Source organism: Planctopirus sp. SH287 (genome assembly GCF_056500625.1).
The window spans coordinates 896,654-919,368 of sequence record NZ_CM151403.1 but is presented as its reverse complement, the minus strand read 5'-3'; the positions used below and the strand labels follow the sequence as shown (position 1 = coordinate 919,368).

The window sequence follows — 22,715 nt, the reverse complement described above, 5'->3', positions numbered from 1 at the left end:
CCCTGCCTGCGGTAAGAAATGTTCATTCACCACTTCTGTTTACGCGAGGCAGATCATCTTTTGTTTGACCGGGTATGGTCTCGTCGGATTGACTCAAACTGCGACCTCTCACCGGCTTTGCCGGCCCAGGTTGCAAAGCAACCTGGGCTACCCTCGCTTGGCAAGCCTGCCAACAAATGCTCAAGAAAACTTGTGTATAAAAGACAGCCCAAAGCCGCAAGCATGGCACGAAATTCCAACCCGGCGAACTTCTGACATGCTGGCTGTGAGCTTTGCTTTTCAACCAACCTGAGAGGCTTTGAAATGCCTTACGGTATCGGTTGGAAAGTTTTCAATGGAGGTGGCTTAATGGAATTGGCGGGGTTAAAGCTTCCCAGGAATTGCTTCAAGGCCCCATCCAGTTCAGGTACGGGTTTAAGACGCGAAGTGGGTGCTCCGACATTGCCGCGAACTTCCACACCAACCCATCCCCGGCTGAGTGCCCCCACGACTTCATGGATGACAGGAATTCGGATCTGATTGCGGGCCAGCATTGAATAAAAGTCAAGCACAATCCCGCCATCAAATCGAATTGACCCGCGCCCCCGCATACTGATTGCGCTTCCCACCAAGTCAATACTGGTGAAATTAAACCGCTCATCCGCGACGCGAAAGTTCAAGTCGACATAGTCAAATGCGGCCTTAGAAGCACTTCCATCCAATTGAAGAGAACGAAACATCTGCACAAAGATGGGCAATTCATAGATGGCAGCGGGACTGATTTGTAACTGCCCTGCTCCGATGATTGTTTGCGTGTCACCAGATCGGCCCTTGAGATCCATCCAGCCGTTCATGGTGCCGCGCAGATTTGTCTGACCGTTCAAATACATCTGCGCATAGCGTTCTAAGCTGGCACGGGAGAGCACCGTTTTCATCTGCCAGGCAGGAACTGGTTGATCAAGCCAGACCACGGCATCCAGCGTGATCGTTCCGTCACATGCCTGCCCACTCAAATGCTCCTCAATGGGAACACGGCGGGGAGGTGCCTGAGGATCAGGGCGAATGATCATCTCCCGTGCCCCCACAGACAATTCACTATTCTGAAGCCGGAACGGGCCGCGAACGATTCCCACCTGATAGCCCATTGCCCGGACAAGATCGAAATCAATCGATCCCTGAAGCTCTGTGACTCCTTCCACCGAAGTTCCCTGGCAATGAACTTTCCCGATCACCTTTTCCAGCTTGATGCCCGCAGTCAATTCATTCCCCGGCAATACCGCTTGAATCTTCCACGCCACATCCTGCCTGGTGCGGTCACTGGTTGGCTGACGGAATTCGATTTGCCCATTGACTGAAAAAACGCCCCCCGGATTAATGGCATCCAAAGTCGGTTTCAGCGATGCCGGCACGGCTCGACGAAACGCCGCTGTCACAAGAATGTCGTCAGCGAAAAATTCGTTGAAAACCACACGGTGCTGGTTAGCGCCAAACTCGCCAAATCCTTTCAGTCGAAACGTCGTGTCATCATGGCGTCCCTGAAGCGAGACGATCTCGAGTTCCTGTTTTCTAAATCGAAGCTCGCCGTGAATGTCGCTGAGTGGATACGGAAACTGTTTGAGGATCGCGCCGATCCCCAGAAGTTTTAAGGAAGGAATAACAACATCCACTTCGCCACCCGGTGTCCAACCCAATTGCAGGTTGGCATCAAATTTTCCACGGGGGCCTAATTCTCGCCAGGACTCCTGCAATTGAGGTGACAACGCGTCATAGAGCGACTGATTGAATTCCCCCTGCTTGACATCAACCATCAACTCCAGACGATCACCCGTTTCTCGGCGTTTGAATGTCCCTGATCCTGACAGTTGTGCTGTTCCATGCTCAGCCACCATATCATTCATGGTGAGCGTGTCGTTCAGCCAGGTGACAACGCCCCGCGCCTGTTGAAGTTCAAAGGGAAATTTGCTGCATTTGATTCGGCCATCAATCACTTGAGCAGCCAGTTGAAAATCCCATTTCTGCCCCAGCCCCGGTGGTCGAATGAGGCGGGCCACCAGATCGGCTTTCCCCTCCATCCGCAGCATGTTCAGAATTTCGGCAATCGCGGGCGGGGCACTCCCTTTGAGAACATCGTCAATCGCGACGCCGCGTGTTCTGACCTCAATCGCGGCATCAGCCATGGGGCCGGGATTCATCGCCACGCCTTTGAAGAAAACGGGAACAGTCCCCGCCATCCCGTGAGCCTCCAGATCCAACCGTGTCCCGGCGACAGTAATCAGGCCGCTGACATTCGTGACAGGGTAAGGAAATTTGGCATACCTGAAGGTTCCCTCTCGTCCCAGAATGGTCATGCGAGGAACCCATGCCGCTCCCGCTTCGTGATCCAGTTCGCACTTCGCCCGGAATAATCCGGTCAGTTTCAGTTCGTCGGCCCATTTCCGAAGGCTCGCGGGGAGTCGCTGGCGAAGTCCATCAGTCAGTTCGAGTTCTTCCACCCCCGACTGGATAATCGTGCGGCCGGTATCAAAATGATGCTCGGCAGTCGCTGACCATTGTGCAAAACCCGTTGCTGCTGTCAGTGATTCCACTCGAGCCAATTCTTCAGTCACCTGACAGGCCCCCGTGAGGCCCGTCAGTGCCATGGGAATGGCAGGATGTGCCACGCTCCCGCTGCGAATTTTGGCGTTTACTAAATAGGCAGGTGGCTTGGTTTCTGACTGTTGTGACGCTTGAAATGTCAGATCGGCCTGCAATTGAATGGGCGGCATCTCTGGCAATCCACGCACTGATGCCGGCGCATCCAACGCATTCATCGCCTTATCCCACTGCTGTGCCCATTGCTGTTCAATGCGGGAATCCAGGGTTTTGGCAAATGTCCAACCCGACTTGGTGAAACGCAATGCCTGCCATTCCCCCCGCACCGACCAGAGCTTTTCATCGATCGAGAACATGGCCTCGTCGATCACTAATCGTCCGAGATCACCCACACGAGCTTCACCATGAATGGCCAATTGCTTGGCCGAAACGGGCATGCACGTCCATGCCAGGTCATCAATGACTAACGAGACGGATGACGTCGAAGCCTCGCTTTCATTGACTGTACTGCCGGTTCTCCATCCCATTTGCGTATCAGAGACTGGCCAGGCTTCTAATGTCGCAGGGGACGCCTCCCCCGCCATGAGCTGAATGGCCGATTCCAGGGTGATCTGGCAGCGTCCGTTCTCAATAAAAACTTCCGGGATCGCGGCGGCTGAGCTTTTCGCCATGGCGAGCGATTCGCTGTTCCAGCGTCCCTCGGCGTTGCGTTTTAGATAGACGTTGGGTTGGAGCACTCGAAGCTGTTCAATCACAATTAACTGGTGCTCGGATAACTGTTCCCGATCAAGCGTGACGATGAGTTCAGGCACAACCACCAGAGGCGTGGCCTCTCCCGGTGGCGTGACCTGAAGATTGAAGAGTCGGATATGTCCGGTGAAATCAAACCGAGCGCCATCTAATGTGATTGTCGCCTCAGGGAAGGCTCTTGTGAATTGACGTAACGCTTCTTCCCGCAGCATGGAATCACTACGAAAATAGAGCGCCGTCGCCCCGCCTCCCCCCGCCAGGCCCACAACCATGATAATCCCGGTCATCCAGCGGAGTGTTCTCAGCATGGAGCACCCTCCTGACCGATCGCGCTGTCTTCAACCGCGACATGACATGTCTTCTTCTGTGAACGTGAAGACTTCGTCCAGAGCTTGATCCAGCCGCTGGCGGCGAGAACAGCCAATGGCAATTCTGCAGGAAGCCGATACCGCATTGATCCCACAAACAGCAGATGAATCAAAGCAAAGACAATCACGGGCGTGAGGCAGAGAATGAATGCCAGCCAACTTCTGGGTGGGAAGACCAACTCAAACCCTGTCCCCAGATAGAGCCATAGTGAGAAAATTCCCGTGGGAATCAGAATCCACCATGGACGAAATGCCGCGTCATTCGGCACCAGATTCCAGTAGCGGCATTGTTTGATGAACCCCAGTTCCAATGTCCGGAGAGGGTTATTTGCGACAAAGGCCCAAGCCCGTCGACGATATTCCGCATCGACTTCCGCTTCACTGAGTTGTTTGGTCAAGCCTTCTGTTTCAAAGAAGGTCATATCACTGTTGCCTGTCGCCCCTGGATGCAAACCATCATAGAGACTGGCACCGACCCACAATGTGGTCAGCGTGAACTTCCCTGAGACCCGTTGATTTCTAATGCCCCAGGGAAGCAGAACCAACAGAATTGTCACTCCCATCAGGGTGGCTGTCGCACCACTTTTGAGAAAACGAGACCAGCGGTTTTGGCGATCTGCAATGAACAATCCCACGATCAGCAATCCGAGAAGAAGGCCGGCGCAGGCAAACCATGTTGGCCTCATGGTGATCGCTAAAGTTGATAACAAGCCGGCAATCACAGCAGAAACGATCAGAGAGCACCATGATCCGGAAGCCTGTAAACGACGCACCCAATCGCACATCGCAACCAAGGCCCACACCAAAGTCGTGCCGAATGCGCCTTCGCTGAGGATTAAAATGCCAAAACCCGCCAGCATGGGTGAAATTGCCACATAGAGACATGCCAGCAGTCCCACGGCATGACTATAGAGCTGGCGTCCTAAAACATAGACACCAGCCACCCCGAATACAGAGACACAGGCCAGCAGAAATCTCACCGCCAGACGGTTGTCGTGGCCGACAGATCGCCCGATGGCCAGCACCGCAGGAAACCCCGGCATCCGTAGAACATGACGGCCATAGATTTCATAAGGCTCGCCCTTCATTAAATCACCGGCCAGATCCCAATAACCTTCTGCATCACCGGGAACCAGAAACATCCGATCCGGCTCGTGGCTCAGAACTTGTTCGACACCGATAGCCAAACCGATACGAAGGATCAGCCCAATCAATAACACAGCCAGAAGTTGCCACAATTCGCGCCGATTCAATTCACCAAGCCCCTGAAGAATTTTCTGAGGGGACGCTAACTCAATCCTGCGGAAGTGGTCAATCCAACCTGGGAAGTCTGGGGTAGATGAGTTGTTGGCGAAACTTCCCTTTCGGAGGTTTCAGCGGATTTGCCCGAAAAAGTCAGTCAAAACAGCCAACAGGCGTCGCCTTGCTACCGGGTCAGTATCTCAACGACGTCTGCACATAAAACTGAGTACAGTCTCCGCGAGGGATGGTTCGCTCGACGAACTTCCCGTACCAGTACCAGGAATAGCCGGCCTGAATATCCCACCAGACCTTCACGTTATAGACGCCATAAAGATCGAGCGCTGTTCCCAGTCCGGTTCCATTTCCTGGCGATCCAAAAGGAACGTGGCTGATCTGGTAGCCCGTGTCCTGCCCGCTCGCCAATTGCATCCAGTGCACGGCTGCGACAGTCGTCAGCTTGGGCATCGGCTTGACTTCAGCCTGTAAGCTATAGTCAATCAGGTTCTGACCAGTCACGTTATCCGACAAAGCCCAATAGGCGTGACCCAGCGGGAAATAGGTATAGAACGTGTTGTCCATATCATCGTCGGGATTGCGATCACCGGAACCCCAGTAAAACAGCCCGGAAACACGAGGCTGCCAGGCGTGCCGCTTCCAGGTATGCCCTACGACAGTTGTGGCAAATCCGGCCTGAACGTTCTCTCCCAGATCATTTCCAAACTGGTAGCCTCCTTCGATTTCGAAATCCCACACGCGATCGTCAAAGGCGATGCCATCGGTCACTGGAATCAAACGGGCATACCGTGTCCCCACTGTGTGCCGGCTGCCATCGGCAAAACCAGGTCGAGGCTCTTTGTTATTCATCCACAACCAGTAGAAATCGATAACGGTGTTCTCGAATCCTGTGTAGGTACTGTAGGCACCGCTGAATTGCACCTGTCTGTTCGGTTGATCGAACTTCTCGTCATAGATTTCAACACTGTTGAATCCCGTAGATGGACTCACGGGGTTCACCGTAAATAAATCGAGCTTCCAATCCCCTTCAGTATGCAGATATCGGAAGCCCTGGAACGTTCGACGAGTGTTCGACCAATCCAGCGGCGAAACTAATCGCTGACGCCCAAAGCCCATTTCCTGTCGGCCGTAGCGCAGAATCGATGACGTTTCCTCGTCCTGATAGAACACCAGTTCGACAAACGCATTGGTCAGTTCCCAGCGATTTTTATCAATGGCATGAATTGGTGCAGAAGTGTTTGTTACCGAACCATCAATGGCTTCGACGTATCCTCTCAGCCAGTCGCTGTAATGGACATCCAGATAATTTCGCCAGCGGACAAGGTTATAGCTGGCGTCCAGTGGGCCAGCCGGCCGGATCCGATTCTTCTCAGTGATGTATCGATACCTCAGTTCGCCGCCTGCCGAGACGCGAATTGACTCGCCGAACAGGGTTCCCTCCATGTCTTTGAGGTCTTCTCCGGGAAGCCATTCATGGTTGGGCTTCTTGAGGATTGAGAAGTCGTTGTCGTAATACAAAAGTTTCCAAGGCCCTGGCTCATTCACGACCTGTGGTGGCGGGAAAGACAGCTTGGGCTTTGCTCCAGATGACTTTGCCGGTGGTGCCGGTTGTGGCGCAAAGAGGTCTCGTAACAGAGAGTTTTCGGCAGAAGCCGGCTCGAGATTTTGATCGACGATCCGTCCCTCCCGCACCTCAGACGGCGGAACTGACAGCAATTCCCCCATTGTCAGTGCGGGGGGAGAATCCTCTGTGAAGACAAGGCGGTCTGGCGGCCCCAAAGCCACACTGTCGTTTAGGGGGGCCGTCACGTTGGTCGAGTTCTCAGCAGAGTCAATTCTTGCCGAAACACCGGCCGTTTGATCGTTATTGACAACCAACTCAAGCTCATCACCCAGCGCGCAGGAATCACGACTCGCCGTGAGAATCAAAACCAGAGCCAGCAGCCACTGGAGGTTCAATTCTGTGATCGGATGTTTGATCTGCGTTTGCCAGCGATCCATCGCTCACCCGAAGCCTGAAAAATGTTGATAGAACACTCTCTATCAGGCGGTGTCGGACAAAGCTGGCTCAAGGGCCACTATTAGTTTCCTTACTTTTTCTTTGGAATCTTTGCCATTTGTTGACTCGTCGCTGCTCATGCAGACGGTGGAGGAACCGTCACAGGCCACTTGAGAGAAGAGTTCTCCGGCCAAACTCGTCATCTCACTTGTATGTATCGTCCCACTGACATCGTTATCTATAAACAATCGTAAATATCATCACTCGGCGAAGGCCTGATCGATCACTTTCAAATAAGCTTCGACCGTCCTTGCGTATCCCCTCTCCAGAGCATCGGCGATCAGTGCATGACCAATCGAGACTTCTAAAACGCCCGGCACTTCTTTCAGGAACAGGCTCAGATTATCAAGACTGAGATCATGCCCGGCATTCACTCCCAGGCCCAATTCCAGCGCTTTATGGGCGGTCGCTACATAACTGGCAAGAATGGTGCGACCTTCTGGCTGGCCGAAGCTAGAGGCGTAAGGCTCGGTGTAAAGTTCAATGCGATCAGCGCCGACTTCCTTTGCCGCCATCACTTGCGTCACATCAGGATCAAGGAACAGGCTGGAGCGAATGCCACGTGCTTTTAATTCCGCAAGAATCGGCTTAAGCACTGCGGATTCAGCCATGACATTCCAGCCATGATCGCTGGTGGACTGCCCCGGAGCATCAGGCACCAGGGTGCACTGGGCGGGTTGTACTTCAAAAACCAGATCCAGAAACTCGTCGGCCAGAGGATTCCCCTCAATATTGAACTCGATCTGTGGATGCTCTTTCAGATCAGCCGCGAGTTCCCGGACATCACTGCGGCGAATATGACGTTCATCAGGGCGAGGATGAACGGTGATTCCCTCAGCGCCTGCGGCAATACAAAGGGCAGCCGCTTTGCGAACGGAAGGAATGCCTAGCGAGCGCGAGTTTCGCAATAGCGCCACTTTATTGATATTGACACTCAGCTTGGTCTTTTCCACGGCAAATACGTCCTTGGATCATACAACAGAATAAAATCAGCAATGTCTGTATCAATAGACCATCCCACTTATGATCGTGCCCCTTCGGCCGTGAGCAATGGGGGTTGATCCAATGTGTAGATCATCGTCTCCTGAGCCACCGCTTCCCGAACATAGAGGGGTGGTTGCATCGCTGCGAGCATGGCAGCACCATCAAACATCCGCCGCGTCCCCTGCACCATTTCACGCAAACGTTCATCAATCGCCGTTGGATCGATCATGGTCTCAAAGGGTTTTGCACGAGCCACTGTCAGTCCCCACAAGGAACCATAAGTCGGCACAGGCGCCGCTGTTGCCAGTGCATGCCCAAAAACCGATTTCATGGTATTGGTGACCCGAGCCAGCAGTTTCACCCAGGGAGGTGCCATTGACCCTGACTGGTTGATCATGACTCCATCGGCGGTCAATGCCTGACGGCAGTTCTTGAAAAACTCACTGGTAAACAGAGGAAAAGCCGGGCCAAACTCAATGGGATCGGTCAAATCGGCAATGATCACATCGAACGCATTCTGGCTGGCTTCAATGAGTTCAAAGGCATCGGCCACTTCAATCTTCACGCGGGGATCATTGAGCGATCCTTGATGAATTTCCGGCAGCATCTCACGGCAGGCCTCGATCACTTCACCATCCAGATCTGCCAGGACGATTTCTTCGACCGACTTCCACTTCAGCACCTCTCGAGCGACTCCGCCATCTGCCCCGCCGGCAATCAAAACGCGCCGCGGAGCACCGAACAGTATGCAAGGTAAATGGGCAATCAATTCATGATAAATGAATTCATCGCCAGTACATGTCTGCCATTTGCCATCAAGAACGAGGGCTTTGCCGTAGCTTTCGCTGACGACGATCATCATTTCCTGAAACGGGGTCTGGCGATGCGTCAGCACCTGTTTAATGCCATGCTGATAAATATCTGTTGGCGACAGATGCTCACGAACCCAAAGATTGGAACCGCCTGTAGAGATCTCGGTAACAGTAGAATTTTCCAACGACCTGACCTCTGCTTATCTATTAAATTTTAATGGTCAAACGAGATGAAAGCCGACCGGCGCCAGCGTCTTTAATTCAAGCCTGATGCTTAAACCTGCTGGCACCCCACTCAAGAGGACGAGCTTTCAAGAGACAGGGGCCTTCACGATGGGGTTCACCAGCGTGCCAATCCCGGCGATCTCAATGGAGACCTCATCACCATTTTCCAGTGAAAAGTTATTATCAGGAACAATCCCTGTCCCTGTGAGCAAGAAAGCTCCGAAGGGAAGATCGTTCTCAAAGGTCAGCCACTGAATAAGTTCACTGAAGGTTCTTTTAAGCATCCCCAGGTGAGTCTGATCCTGACTGACAACCTGTCCGTTACGGCGAATCTGGAGCTTAACAGTACACGCTTCCAGTTCGAGCGGGGTATCAGCCAGACGCACCCAGGGGCCTAGCCCACAGCACTGATTGTAGACCTTCGCCTGCGGCAAATAGAGGGGGTTCTCTCCTTCAATGTCTCGAGCCGACATGTCGTTTCCCACGGTGTAACCGACCAGTTTCCCTGCCGGAGAAATCACTAATGCCAACTCGGGTTCTGGAACCGACCAGCGACTGTCTGAACGCACACGCAGCATCTGGCCAGGGCCAGAAACACGCGCTGGCGTTGCCTTGAAAAAAATCTCCGGGCGAGGTGCCGTATAGACTTTATCGTAGTGTGAGGCTCCGGCCTCCGATTCCTCCATGCGGGCCACCTGACTGCGGCGGTATGTCACCCCCGCGGCCCAGACTTCCTGCCGGTCAATGGGAGCCAGGAATTTTAATTCCTCCACGGGAATCGGACTCAGGCTGCTATCGACCAGATACCTGGCCAACCCGACGGGATCCTGAGCATGCAAAATATCCGCCAACGAACGGACATGTTCCACCTGCATCAGGTCGAGCAGTTTCCAGCTTCCGTCTTCCCCGAGTGCGACACGAGCCTCACCATCGACAAGTTGTACTTTTCCGAGCAGCATTATGACCTCGCTTGTCCCTTGAGTTCCGACGCACTTTCACTCTGATCAGAGTTCACTGTAGTCAGCGTTCACAGTAATCAGCTTTCACGGTGATCAACTTCAGCCAGATCACGCATCCCCAGATCACGCAGACTCTGTTAATCAGACAGGGGCATGGTCAGGATTTTCAAGCCTGACGGTTCTGGCAAATACAAGAAATGCAATGGTCATTGTGGCATATCCGATGGCCATATCATAGGCGTGGTAAACCATCGCCCCTTCCTGCACTTGGCTCCCCAGCATCAGAAAATCCGGGAAGTTCCCAATCAACTGGTAACTGTGGGTCAACCCCAGCCCCGCCAGTACGGCGCCAATCGTTGACCACGCAGCCGCCCGATAAAACCGCCGCTCGATCAGTTCCACGGTGATCGTCGCCAGGATCACACAAGTAAAGATATAACCGCGCTCCATCGACACCAGACCATGTAGCATGATCCCGTTCAGTGAAGTGGCGGTATTACTGACCAGCAACTCCTGAATGGTTTTTCCCCCGGCTGCCATGAAAGAGCCTTGAACCACGTTCAATCCCCAGGCGGCAATGGCCGGGAACAATCCGATCGCGACAGCGGGAGCATGCCGGGCCGGGCTGGCGTTGAACGCCTGCGAAGTAATGACAATGCCAATCCAGAGAACAATCGCCACACCAGCTTCCATCGGCACCAGCGCCTGAACCAGTGCCACCGCTCCCGTGAGACAGAGAATGGTAATGACCACGCCATTCAGGATCGAGTAGCCTGCCCGTGCCCCCATTCCTTTCCAGCCCGGATGACCAATATAGATTGTGGTGGGAAAACAGCTGCCAAACGCCGCTGCTGCCAACGATCCCAACCCGTTCATCGCCAGCGATGATCTTGTGTCATAAGCATCACCTGCCGCTTCTGCCGACTCGATGTTCTGCAAACTTCCCAGAAGATTGAACAACCCCATCGGAATAATCACAGAAAGCAGACCGAGCCATTGATCAGGGCGAGCGATCACTTCAAACGTTTCACCCAGCCACCAATGCGGCAGGCTCAATTTCAGGAATGGCATGGCTTCGCCAATGGCTGACACATTGAGTGCATGCTGAGCAATCCATGACGGCCCCGTGGGCCAGATCAGGTGCAGCCCGGTTAAGCCCCAGGCCAATGCCACCCCCGCGACCAAAGACAACAGACCACCGGGGATGCGCCAAGGAAAAGACACATGAGAAAAGTAAGTCACCAGCACAATCGCCAGAGGCAACATGGCAATGACAGGCTTCTGAATGATCTGCATCGTAAAGCCCATCGAAATGAAACCGATGGCAATCCCGGCCAGTGTCGACAGCAAGGCAGCGCGTGGCGTCCGGCGGCGAATGGACTCAGCCACAAACGCCCCCAAAAACTCAATCACTCCCGAACCAATACATGCCACCAGACCAAGCTGCCAAGCCAGAACAGCCGCATCAACTTGCGACTTCCCCCCCGCGACGGCAGCCCCATAAGCGGGAGCCATCACAAAGCTGATGTAAACCAGCAGTGACGGAGTATTGATGCCATAAGGCAAGGCGGTGACATCATTGCGACCCGTCCTGATCGCCAGTTGCCGGGCCTGCCACGCATAGAACAGGTTACCGATCAACAGGCTGACAGCCGCCCCCGGGAGAATGCGCTGATAAAGCAGGAAGGCCGCTTCACCTGACATGCCACAGAGATAGCCGCACAAGGTGACGATCAAAATCAGTTGCAGGAGGTTGTCGACAAACAACCCGAAGAAGCCATCAATGTCGCGGGCGACAAACCAGCGGAAAGGCCCTTGATGATTCATCACACCGGCGTTCGATCCGGATAAACCCGAAGGGGAAGAAACTGTCGAGTGGTCGTTGGCTTTTCCAGAATGATCCTGCACCATGAAACGTGCTTTCCTGCGTCATGAATAAAATAACAAATTCCGACGAGTCGAGCGGGCCACCACCTCGTCACGCATCGCCTGCGAGCGTCCAACGTTCTATAACGGTGAGCACCGACTTACCACAACAGAATCGATGAAACCTTTGCTGGTTTCGTCACTGGTCATTGCTGAACATGACACCTTTGCCACGAAAGATTTTCCTCCATGCCCTCTCTTCCCTCTGTTGTACTGAGCAGTCGTAACAAAAAAAAAATCGGTGAAGTGATGGAACTCCTGGCTCCCTGGAACATCCCGATTCAGGGTATCCAGGAATTTGCGGACGTCGCCGATGTCGAGGAAACAGGCACCACCTTTGCCGAGAACGCCGATCTGAAAGCCATCACCGTAGCCAGAACACTGCGCCGCTGGACGATTGCCGAAGATAGCGGGTTATGCGTCGTGGCTTTGGGAAATGCTCCGGGAGTCTATTCTGCCCGCTATGCCGGCGTGCCGTCTGATGACTCCCGTAACAACACGATGCTGCTGGAAGAACTGGCCAAGCTTCCCCATTCCGATCGGCGCGCGTTCTATGTCTGCCATGCCGTTCTCAGTGATCCCGAGGGAAATATCCGCGTCCGCTGCGAAGGACGCTGTTATGGCGAAATTCTCGGTGAACTTCATGGCAGCCAGGGATTTGGCTACGACCCGTTATTTCTGGTTCCTGAGTATCATCAGACTTTTGGACAACTTGCGCCGGCAGTCAAAAGGCATATCAGCCACCGCGCGCGCGCTTTCGAGCAATTCATCCCTCAACTCGTCTCAGTCCTCACGAACGCGTGATGACTCTGAAGAGTCCTCTGAGTCACTGGACTCATCAAAATCCTCACCAGCAGCGATCGGCCCACGATAGACTTCCATCGAATGCTGAGAGTCTGACGCTGTCTCGGCCCAGCGACGCACCAGTTCGATCACAGCTTGTATATGCCTCTCCAGATCATTGGCCAGCTCTGTTTCCCGGTCATGATAGCCCAGGCGGCGCGCGAGAAACTCGAATTCCTCGCTGCTGGCCGGAGGAACCGTCAAGTCCCGGGCATCCCCCCGCACCATCCGTAACGCATCGATCAAGGCGCGATGAAATCGATAGGCGGCTTTCAAGACTTCGGCATCCTGCCAGGGAAGGAGATCGAGATCCCGCAACATCCGCAGGGCATCCCGTGTATTCGTCGTTCTCAGTTCGGGTTGATCGTGTCCCCACTGAATCTGCAAAGCCTGCACCAGGTATTCACAATCGACTAACCCGCCCGGACTGAGCTTGGCATTAAAGCCACTGCTGTTGGAGAGCTGCCGTACCTGACGTTCCCTCAGGGCACGCATGGCAGAAAAATCGAACCGCCCCTGCGAATAGAGAATGTCATCGCGATAGGCTTCGATTTCACTGCCAAGAGCAAGATTCCCGGCAATACACCGCAATTTCACGAGTGCTTGACGTTCATAAGGCCACGCTGGCCCTCCGAGACCAAAGTAAGCGACAAACGCCTCCTGGGAAACAGCCAGCGTCCCGGCCTTTCCATAGGGCCTGAGCCGAAGATCAATACGGAAAATCCCTTCTTGCCGGGCAAAAATGGACTGCGAAAAAAGCTCCACCAGCCGATGGAAAAACTCACTGGTCGCGATGGGAGTTGGGCCATCAGTTCGTCCCTCACCAGCAAAGACCAGCATCAGTTCGATATCTGATGCAAACCCCATTTCTCTCCCGCCGCACTTCCCCAGAGCCAGCACCGTCCAGGGGCATGGCTCGCCGGTATGGAGCAGCGGAGAACCATGCCGCCAGGTCAATTCCCGAAGCGTCATCTCAAAAGCGCGTGAAACCACGACTTCCGCAAGATCGGTCAATTCACTTGAGAAATGGCCAAACGGGCCGATATGACCAAGAATGTGCCGCATATCAATACGGAACATTTCCCGGTCTTTGAAAGAGTTCAGCCGCAATTGCCAGCGCGATAAATCGGCCCCCTGAAAAATCTCGTCTCGAAGCTCTTCTGCCAGTTGATCCCGTGTTTTCGCCGCCTGCAAACCTTCCACATCCGCCAGAACTGGGAAGAGATTGGAATGTTGAAGCCGCAGAAAATCCTGCCAAAGGAAGTCGCTGATCCCCAGCAGTTTTGCCAATGCGTCCAGCACTTCCGGACGTTCCAACGATGAGAGTTGTTCCCACCAGGACTCCTGCAAAAACAACTCCTGCAAAAACTGGCGGAAATGAATCAGCGCGGCTTCCGGGTTAGGAGCCTTGGGCAACAGATGAGTAAACTGCTGAATCAAAGCAATGGCGGCCTTCAATTCCTCCAGCTGACGTTCATCTTTGATCTGACCACCTCGCCGCGCATCAGTGATCAGCAAGGTATCATGAACCCGGCTCCCTTCATTGCGAATCGCCATCTGTTCAATTGAAACGCCACACAGCGCCAGCGCATTCGTAAATTCATAGAGAAAACCAATCGAATCATCCGCTTTCAAATCCAGCAAAGTCGCCTGCCGGTCATGTACTTCGGCGACACTGATTTCCACTGGTAAAAAACGGACGGCTGAGGTTTCGTTCCCTCGCAAAGCGGCAGCGACTCGCTTGGCCAACATTCCCTGAGCCTCGGCATGCCCCTTGGAATGTGCCACCTGCTTGAGTGCCAGAAGATCATCTTCATATCGCTGCCACATCTCAGGAACAACAGCATCCACCAGAGGACGGGCCTGAAACACATTGACAAAATCGCGATACCCCGACTTTTCGGACTCGCGAAGATTCCGTTTATTGGCTCTCAAAGAGGCGGCATAGTTCGCCAGCAACTCTGTTGAATGACAGGACGTAAAGACATCCCCTCCACTGATATTAAACCCGTAAACGAACAGCAACCCACAAATCATCGAGAGATCGCCAGGTTCGTCAACACCCAGCACTGTCACCCGGTATGTCCCATCTGATAACGAATCGGCTTTAACCCGAACGGATCGCTCTGCCGTAATCGTGGTCAACCAAACACGATGCAGACGAATCTCGTCTTCCGTAAAAACTTCGTTGTAGTAAGGCAAGCCCAGCGAGCTTCCGGGTGGTCGCTCAGGTGGCGCCAGATCAGGCACTTCAGCCTTATCAGATAAAAGATACTTTTCATAAATCTTGCGGATCTGGCGGCTATGATCTTCGTAGTGCCTTACGAATGTTTCGGCATCGGGAAAATCAAGTCGTCGGGCCAGGTAGGACAACTCCCGCTCATTTTCCGGAAGAGCATGATCCTGCTTGTTATGCATCAGCTGGATGGCATGCTCTATCGTCCTGAGAAAGACATACCCCACCGTCAGACAGCGATACTCATCGGCCTGTAAAAAGCCATAATCAGCGAGCCGCACCAGCGAATCAAGCGTATTTCGAGAACGAACGGCGGAATGCCGCAGTCCACGTGTCATCTGGAGATATTGCACGGTGAACTCGATATCACGAATCGAACCCATGCCAGACTTCACCTCGCCCCATTGACGTCCGCGTTTGGCCAATCCCTGTTCGATCTTCTGCTTTGATTCGCGAATGCTGACACGGACAGCCGCTTCGGGCGCCCCATGAATCACCGGCTGAATTGACTTCAAAAATTCGTCACCCAATGAAAAATCGCCAGCAATCGGACGAGCTTTAATCAGTGCCTGTTTCTCCCAGATGGCGGCATGCCGTGCCAGATATTCCCGGTACACATCGGGCGTCGACACCAATGTTCCCGAGCGCCCCCAGGGCCTGAGGCGAGTATCGACACGATATAAAAAGCCTTCATCGCTGGCATCATTGAGAAAACGCACCAGCCGTTGTGCGACCAGCAAATCGCTGGCATCACCCCGATGCAGAAACACAAGGTCGATATCCGAACTGTAGTTCAGTTCTTCGCCCCCCTGCTTCCCCAGGGCAATGACAACAAATCCCGAAACTGGTGCATAGAGATTCGCATTGGCCAGACGCAGACCACATTCCACAACAGCGTCTGCCAGCAACGAAAGCTGGTTCACCACCCCACGAAAATCCATCAGCCCAAAAGTATCGCAGGCTCCGATCCGCAACATTTCACTATGGCGATATCGGCGGACAGCATTCCCCGGATCAGCCCCCGGTTGGAGGGAACTGACCGCTTCGACGGCTCCTTCAAAAAACTCTTCGCGGCTCCTTAAATCTGCCAGGCGATGATGATGTGTCAGTTGCTCCAGCAATGCCGGGCGTCGCAGCAGAATCCCCGTCAAATACTGGCTGCCGACAAACAGCCTCAGCAAAATCTCTAAGGCACGCGGGTGAGCAGCCAGATAGGAAAACAGGAGATCGGGATCAGGATATTTCTGGACATACCGCTCAAAATTCAACAGAGAAAGATCCGGATGCGGCAGAGACGAAACAATGGCCAGCAACTGCTCTAATGTCGTGGCTCGAATGAGTTCGGCCGTCTGTCTGGCCCTCGCCAATCTCACTCCCTGAGAATGATCGAGCACCCGGTCTGCAGCGATGTCACCATGTTTTGCCACATCACCGGCATCCTGCGTTTGGGGCGCATCGGAAGTGTGAAGCTGCTGGCTCACAGTGACTGAGAGTCTATCCGCGACGGCTCCCTCTCCCCTTGAGGGAGAGGGCTGGGGTGAGGGGGCCGATGAACCAGCCGTGTTTCCAATGCCAAAACCAATCCCCTCATCCGGCCTGCGGCCACCTTCTCCCTCAGGGAGAAGGACTTTTAGAGATCCCTCAACGGGAGAAGGATTTGAGCGCTTTCGGCTAGCCTCTGCCTGATCAGAAGCATCGGTCGAGCTGGATGTTCGTCCTTGCCGGTTCCATGATTCGGTCACTGGTGCTGACTGGGAACGTTCTTTGCGGGCTGTCAGTAAATCCAGCAATCGGGCGTGAGCCACACGAGGCTGTTCAAACCCAAGAGTCGCCAGTGCTTCTTCAACCTGAACAGCCTCCTCAGGCTGACGAATCCGGTCAATCAATTCCCGCCAGGTCAGTTGCATGTATCAACGCCAATCGAACAACGCCATCTTCCGATGAGAAAACTCATCATCACGGCACAAACACCCACGAGGAATGAACTCAAGACAACGGCTCTGCCTCTTTGAGCCTGAAACGTCTCTACAAGCCAAAAATTCAGAATTCAATGATAGCAAGCATTCCTCGGAAGATTCATCAAATCTCCACAGGACTGCGAAACTCGCCGGGCTTAAGCGCCAACACAGAAGATTTCAAAAGAGGAAGCAGTCGTTGAGCGGTGCTTCCCATCACAAACTGGCTGAGTCCAGTGCGTCCATGGGTCGTCAGAACCACCAGATCGACCTCTTTTTCTTCGACAAAACGAGGCAACGTGACTTCCGGACTTCCTTCCAGAATTTCGACCTGCACACCGTGCGGGAGCGTCCGCCAGTCGGTCTGGTGCAACTGCCGATGAATCGTATCGTGGGCGCTAGTCAACACCTGTTTGCGGTACTCATCCACAGCGGCTTCTTCACTTCCCGCACTTCTCAGATAACCTGTCAGCGGGAATTCGACCGAATGCACGATGAACAACCGCGCGTCCAGATGTTGTGCGAAAGCAATCGCAGCGTGCATGGCGCGAAGTGAATCCTCGGACAGATCCGTGCAGACCGCCAACTCGCGAATCTCGCGGATTTCCTCAGGCTTCACCACCCAGACAGCACAGGGGCAGGTCTGCACGAGTTTTGTTGTCGTGCTGCCAAACAGCGAGACGGAAAAATGCGACAACCGCCTGGCCCCCACCACCAGCAAAGGGGCATGGACTTCCTGAACAAACTTTGCAAGCTCTTGCCAGGGAGTGCCAAACCGGAAGACAGCCTGGGATTTGACGCCCCGAGCCGTAGCCTCCTGCACCAGCTTTTCCAGAGCCACTCTGGCGTAATCTTCAACAGTCACCATCACGTTGGCGACGTCATCGTGAATCAGATGTTCCGCATAGGGAGAGACATCAAGACAAGCACAAAAGATCACTTCCAGATTTCGCCGCACTGCCAGTTCCAGACTCTGATCGATCGTGGCCCGCGCCACATCGGAAAGGGTTTTCCCGACCACATGATCAGCGTCCCGAAGATCGACTCCAACAACCATTTTGGACAGGGTGTGCATGATCAAAAATCCCTCTGGAAATGAGCACCGATTCCCATGGAAACAATTGCTGGGAAAAAGCGGCGGCCTTCACGTCTCGGTAACCACGTCTCTGATGCGAAAGTCATCGACTGTCGAAATTTGCTTCTCTTCTTTAATCAATCATTCCTGCACCGGCATCATACCATTGAGATCCCCTTCAAGGCATGCCTGAATCTCGTTTCTTCCTGACTTCAACTGATGATGGCAGATTTGATGATGGCATTCTCTCCACTGCCGTAAGCCCAAAAGAGCCAACGGCCAGAGTGGTCTTCGCGCCCGCTTGCAGTCCGGGGTACGATTTCAAATCTCGAACAAACACGGTCGTCGTTCATCAACTCATTTTGAAAGTGCCGAGATGGAACTCATTTCAGACAGCCAGCGATTGCCCACCTCTGCCTTAACGCCTGCACAAAAACCGTTGCAGTTGCGACAGCGATGGCACACGGTCAAATCGGGATTGGTGATACTCACGCTGATCGTGGGCATGCCGGCTGCCTGGGCACAGAATGAGGCCGTTCTTCTCCGCTACCGCCTCACGCCAGAACAAACCCTGCATTGTGAAGTCGCCAGCCGCATGACAGTCACTACCGTTGTCAACGACTCCGAACAGGAGTTTGTCAATGAGTCTCATTCGCAAATGCAATTGAAAGTCGTGGCGGTTGATGCCAGCGGGAATGCCACACTGGAGTCACTCGTCAGCCGCGTTCAGATGAAATCGATACTCCCCGGCGGTGCCACCGAAGAATTTGACAGCCAGCAAACAGAAGCCGCTCCTCTGACCTCCCGAACAATCACTGAAACCCTGGGCAAGCCTGTTGCCAGAGTCAAACTGTCACTTAAAGGGGAGACTCTGGAATCGGCCTCTCTCACTCCACCAGAAGCCAACCCCGCGCCTCCCCGTGAGAAGCCTCGGTTCGATAGCTTTCCGCTGCTTCCCGAATCAGCCGTGTCAGTGGGAAGCCAATGGAAAGAGTCGTTTGAAGGGTATATCATCCAGGTCGATGGGCAAATTGTGAAGATCCCCTTACAGAGAAATTTTGAGATCACCAGAATCACCGGCCAACTGGTGACAATTTCTTTCACCCTCACTCCCGAAACCCCGCCTAATGACGCCACAATTGAGGCACAACTGGCTCAGCGGGAATTCGGCGGCACAATGATCTTCGACACCAGCCGTGGCCTGGTGATCTCCCGTGTGGCGACTATTCAACGGGAAGTCAAAGAGGCCTTAGGCCCCAAGACTGCGATACGATTCGAAGGATCGTTGATCGAAGAACTGGTGCCGCCCAATACCCCCATAGGCTCCGTGAAATTGCCGGAATAGCCGGAAAGCGAAAATTCTCAAGCTCCTCCGTTGATTCCGGAAGAGTTTCGGTTTCGCAGATACACAACCAATCCACTCGCAATGTCATTGAGAGCCGCAGTATTTTTCTTGATCGTCTCCAACGAATCATGATTGGCAATGCACGATTCCAGTCGACCGGCTGCGTCGTGCAGACGTTCACAACCAATGTTACTACCGGTATTCCGTAAAGTATGTGCCAATCGCTTGATTGTTCGCATGTCGCTGGTTTCGATGGCGCGGCACAAGTCCCGTTGCCATTGAGGCAAATTTTCGCCTGTCAGATCAAGCAGTTCATCCAATAACTCTGCGTCATTGGCAACGCGTTCTAACCCCACCGCGCGATCCAGCCAGTGAACATCCTCGACGGAATTGAAACTCAACTCAGGTTGAGGGTTCACCACGTTGGGATTTTTATCAGGAGCCGCAAACGCAGTGGCTCGCTCCTCTCCTTCCGATGCCCCCGCAGCCGTGGATACCCACCATTCAGGCTGCTTCACGAATGCCGAAGTGGAGGGAGCAGAAGACCGATAAGACTCCAGCGCAGAGAGAATCTGCATATTCAACCGTTTGCGGTCAATCGGCTTCGTCGCGAAATCGTTACACCCTGCTGACAAAGCCAACGCCCGATCCCCTGACATCACATTGGCCGTCAGTGCGATGATCGGCGTCGTGCACCCCATTTGCCTCAACGCCCGGGTGGCTTCCAGACCATCCATCTCGGGCATCTGCATATCCATCAAAATCACGTCATAAGGAGATTGCTTGGCCCAGGCGGCCTGCACCGATCGAACGGCTTCCAATCCGTTTTCCACCATGTGAAGATCGACGCCCATCCGCCCCAACCACGAACTCAGCAGCAAACGGTTATCCGGGCCATCTTCGGCCAGAAGAATGCGACACGAAGGCAATCGTTCATCATTTCCAGTTGTGGGACGCTGCGACACGTCCTTCTCTAAATCTCCGTGATCCAGCATCTTCCATGAACTTTCTTCAGCATTCAAAATCGGGAGCGTTAAACGGAACACACTCCCCTGGCCCAATTCACTTTCCGCAGTGAGATCACCACCCAGCAACCGGGCCAGTTGGCGACTGATCGAAAGCCCCAATCCCGTGCCACCATATCGGCGTGCCGTCGAAGATTCGGCCTGAGTAAAAGGGGTAAACAGCTTTTCCATCTGAGCGGGAGTCATCCCGACGCCCGCATCCCTGACATCAATTAACAGCAGGTGCGGCTCTCCTGCGGAAGATCGAGAGACATCAAAACTGATCTGAATTGCCCCCGCGTCAGTGAACTTCACTGCATTACTGACAAGGTTCATCAAAATCTGGCGTAACCGGGTGGGATCACAGATCATTTGATGCGGAACAGGAACCTCACACACCAATTCCAGCCTGATCCGATGAGATTTCACTCGAGACTGAAACAGCTTGAGAACTTCATTCGCCAGTTCCAGAGGCTGACAATCGATGAGTTCGACCGTCAGCCGCCCCGATTCGATCTTTGACAAATCCAAAGTGTCACTGATTAATCGCAGCAGATGCTCTCCATTTCGCAAAATCGTCTCCACCGCACTGCGATGCTCGGCAACAGACCCTTCACCCCGCTGGAGAATTTCTGCAAACCCAAGAATCGCTGTCAGCGGGGTGCGAATCTCATGACTCATATGCGCCAGAAAATCACTTTTCGCTTTGTTCGCATGATCGGCCACTTCCATCTGGCGACGAACTTCTTCATTCGCTAATTCAAGCAACCGCGACTGAGCCAGCAGCAGCGTATGGATATCCAGAAGCCGATACACACCCGCTTCCAATTGCACGACCAACGGTTCATAACTGGAAGGCCAGGGACGATTCAGCGCCTGCTGAGCAGCCTTGGGGATGGGAAGATTGCCGGGGTGAATCGCGATGGGCGCATCAATCACATCGATAATCTGACCCACCGGACGCTTCAAATAAAGATCCAGACCAAAGGGGCGACTGAGCAGCGTCAGCAGCTGACTTCGTGAAATCATGCTGGCCAACTGCCCGCGTTCCAGCACCAGAATCCCCGCACATTCCGGCGTTTTCTCGAATAAATCAACCACGTCCTGAATCGGCGTCTCAATGGAAACCTGCCAGTCATCCAGCGGCAATGCCGAGATCGTGGCCCCCAACTTCAAATGAAGCAGGCAGTCATGCAAGCGACCAAAAATCTCAGGATTGTTTTCCAGCGTCCAAAGGGGGAGCCGAACGCTGGAAATGGATGCACTACTCATTCTGTGCCCCGTCTCATTCCGTGATTCACAAAGAAAACGCAGGGAAGCCTCTTGAGCGATGACCGAAGCGTGTAGCATGCCTTGATGGAGAAAAGCATGCCGCATCGCTATGAAAATCTGGTGAAAATCTCCCCTTGGCAGCCAGAAAGTTTCACAGCAAACACAAACGACCACCCAATGGCCATCTTCGCTGAGTCAGAGATCCCGGCTTCGTATGCCTTCAGGAATGGAATTCATGATCGACGTGCAAAAGGTATCTAAAATTCATGTCCGGGGACAGACTCAAGTTTTCGCCCTGCAAGAAGTTTCGTGCCAGATCCCCAAAGGATCGTTCAGCTTCATCCTCGGCCCATCCGGCAGTGGAAAAAGCACATTACTCTATATTATCGGCTGCCTCGATGTTCCCACGACAGGCGACATATTTGTCAATGGCCGCTCTCTGGCAAGCCTCTCCTCGTCTCAAAAAGATGCCTACCGTAGAGATGATGTCGGCTTTATCTTTCAAAGCTTTAACCTGCTGGCCAATCTTGATGCCGTCGATAACGTGCTGATTCCTTATCTGGCAAAAGGTGCCACCACACAACAGCGTAATGAAGCCATCAGCCTGTTAAAACGGGTGGGGCTAGGCGACCGGCTCGATCATCGCCCCAGCCAGCTTTCTGGAGGTGAACAACAGCGAGTCGCGATTGCCCGCGCTTTACTAAAGCGGCCCAAGCTGATTCTCGCCGACGAACCCACGGGAGAACTCGATACCGCCAACAGTGCGGCTATTTTGCAGCAATTGAGGGATTGCTGTGAAGAATTCCAGACCACAGTCGTGGTGGTCACACACGAGCATGAGCACGTGCGACCGACAGACCATGTCGTTCGCATTCGTGACGGGAAACTTAACACGTCAGCGACATGAACTCAGCAGCAAGGATCGCTCGGCCAAACTCCCTGATCGATCCGAACCAACACGAGAAAATCTTTGGGAACTTCGCAAAATCTTGATGGATGCCTGCCAAACTCTCTTGATCGCCTATCCAAGAAAACGCCCTCTACCGCTTGCGGGAGAGGCCCGAGATAAGAAAG

At 53.6% G+C, this 22,715-nt stretch carries 13 protein-coding genes; 3 read left to right on the top strand and 10 right to left on the bottom strand.

The window, feature by feature from the left end; translation table 11 throughout:
* Positions 1-308: 308 nt before the first annotated feature.
* From SH287x_RS03340 to SH287x_RS03310, 7 genes are all read right to left on the bottom strand, one after another.
* On the bottom strand, positions 309-3,629 hold the full coding sequence (locus SH287x_RS03340) for a hypothetical protein (RefSeq protein ID WP_479517024.1): 3,321 nt from the start codon (positions 3,627-3,629) through the stop codon (positions 309-311).
* A complete protein-coding gene (locus SH287x_RS03335; protein WP_479517023.1) occupies positions 3,623-4,942 on the bottom strand; it encodes a glycosyltransferase family 39 protein in 1,320 nt (439 codons plus the stop codon). The genes SH287x_RS03340 and SH287x_RS03335 overlap by 7 nt, the downstream gene beginning before the upstream one ends.
* A gap of 181 nt (positions 4,943-5,123) precedes the next feature.
* Complete coding sequence (locus SH287x_RS03330; RefSeq protein WP_479517022.1) at positions 5,124-6,947, bottom strand: alginate export family protein; 1,824 nt, start codon at positions 6,945-6,947, stop codon at positions 5,124-5,126.
* A gap of 258 nt (positions 6,948-7,205) precedes the next feature.
* Positions 7,206-7,958, bottom strand: a complete 753-nt coding sequence (locus SH287x_RS03325) for a pyridoxine 5'-phosphate synthase (protein ID WP_479517021.1) — start codon at positions 7,956-7,958, stop codon at positions 7,206-7,208.
* 68 nt (positions 7,959-8,026) lie between these two features.
* Positions 8,027-8,986, bottom strand: a complete 960-nt coding sequence (gene speE, locus SH287x_RS03320; protein WP_479517020.1) for a polyamine aminopropyltransferase — start codon at positions 8,984-8,986, stop codon at positions 8,027-8,029.
* Between the two features lie 126 nt (positions 8,987-9,112).
* Positions 9,113-9,985: a fumarylacetoacetate hydrolase family protein gene (locus SH287x_RS03315; protein ID WP_479517019.1), complete on the bottom strand. Its 873-nt coding sequence runs from the start codon at positions 9,983-9,985 to the stop codon at positions 9,113-9,115.
* 141 nt (positions 9,986-10,126) lie between these two features.
* The gene (locus SH287x_RS03310; protein ID WP_479517018.1) at positions 10,127-11,896 is read right to left on the bottom strand and encodes an NCS2 family permease; all 1,770 of its coding nucleotides are present in this window, start codon (positions 11,894-11,896) and stop codon (positions 10,127-10,129) included.
* A gap of 204 nt (positions 11,897-12,100) precedes the next feature.
* Between SH287x_RS03310 and rdgB the strand changes: the two genes are divergently transcribed.
* Positions 12,101-12,715: an RdgB/HAM1 family non-canonical purine NTP pyrophosphatase gene (rdgB, locus tag SH287x_RS03305; protein ID WP_479517017.1), complete on the top strand. Its 615-nt coding sequence runs from the start codon at positions 12,101-12,103 to the stop codon at positions 12,713-12,715.
* On the opposite strand, the gene SH287x_RS03300 is transcribed toward rdgB, so the two are convergent.
* Together SH287x_RS03300 and SH287x_RS03295 are read right to left on the bottom strand one after the other, a co-directional pair.
* Entirely contained in the window at positions 12,695-16,897 is a 4,203-nt protein-coding gene (locus tag SH287x_RS03300; protein WP_479517016.1) for a [protein-PII] uridylyltransferase family protein, read from the bottom strand. The genes rdgB and SH287x_RS03300 overlap by 21 nt on opposite strands.
* A gap of 172 nt (positions 16,898-17,069) precedes the next feature.
* On the bottom strand, positions 17,070-18,020 hold the full coding sequence (locus SH287x_RS03295) for a universal stress protein (protein WP_479517015.1): 951 nt from the start codon (positions 18,018-18,020) through the stop codon (positions 17,070-17,072).
* A gap of 376 nt (positions 18,021-18,396) precedes the next feature.
* Between SH287x_RS03295 and SH287x_RS03290 the strand changes: the two genes are divergently transcribed.
* Positions 18,397-19,365: a hypothetical protein gene (locus SH287x_RS03290; RefSeq protein WP_479517014.1), complete on the top strand. Its 969-nt coding sequence runs from the start codon at positions 18,397-18,399 to the stop codon at positions 19,363-19,365.
* A 17-nt stretch (positions 19,366-19,382) separates the two neighbouring features.
* Here the strand turns inward: SH287x_RS03290 and SH287x_RS03285 are convergent, their stop codons facing one another.
* Positions 19,383-21,641, bottom strand: a complete 2,259-nt coding sequence (locus SH287x_RS03285) for an ATP-binding protein (RefSeq protein ID WP_479517013.1) — start codon at positions 21,639-21,641, stop codon at positions 19,383-19,385.
* Between the two features lie 235 nt (positions 21,642-21,876).
* Here SH287x_RS03285 and SH287x_RS03280 point away from each other — a divergent pair, with 235 nt between their 5' ends.
* Entirely contained in the window at positions 21,877-22,548 is a 672-nt protein-coding gene (locus SH287x_RS03280) for an ABC transporter ATP-binding protein (protein WP_479517012.1), read from the top strand.
* Positions 22,549-22,715: the final 167 nt, after the last annotated feature.

What these genes read in the sequence shown, in the direction of transcription:
- SH287x_RS03300 (WP_479517016.1), bottom strand. Translation starts at nt 16,897, where the DNA reads ATGCAACTGACCTGGCGGGAATTGATTGACCGGATTCGTCAGCCTGAG.
- SH287x_RS03290 (WP_479517014.1), top strand. Translation starts at nt 18,397, where the DNA reads ATGGAACTCATTTCAGACAGCCAGCGATTGCCCACCTCTGCCTTAACG.
- SH287x_RS03315 (WP_479517019.1), bottom strand. Translation starts at nt 9,985, where the DNA reads ATGCTGCTCGGAAAAGTACAACTTGTCGATGGTGAGGCTCGTGTCGCA.
- SH287x_RS03330 (WP_479517022.1), bottom strand. Translation starts at nt 6,947, where the DNA reads ATGGATCGCTGGCAAACGCAGATCAAACATCCGATCACAGAATTGAAC.
- SH287x_RS03295 (WP_479517015.1), bottom strand. Translation starts at nt 18,020, where the DNA reads ATGCACACCCTGTCCAAAATGGTTGTTGGAGTCGATCTTCGGGACGCT.
- SH287x_RS03285 (WP_479517013.1), bottom strand. Translation starts at nt 21,641, where the DNA reads ATGAGTAGTGCATCCATTTCCAGCGTTCGGCTCCCCCTTTGGACGCTG.
- SH287x_RS03280 (WP_479517012.1), top strand. Translation starts at nt 21,877, where the DNA reads ATGATCGACGTGCAAAAGGTATCTAAAATTCATGTCCGGGGACAGACT.
- rdgB (WP_479517017.1), top strand. Translation starts at nt 12,101, where the DNA reads ATGCCCTCTCTTCCCTCTGTTGTACTGAGCAGTCGTAACAAAAAAAAA.
- SH287x_RS03340 (WP_479517024.1), bottom strand. Translation starts at nt 3,629, where the DNA reads ATGCTGAGAACACTCCGCTGGATGACCGGGATTATCATGGTTGTGGGC.
- SH287x_RS03310 (WP_479517018.1), bottom strand. Translation starts at nt 11,896, where the DNA reads ATGGTGCAGGATCATTCTGGAAAAGCCAACGACCACTCGACAGTTTCT.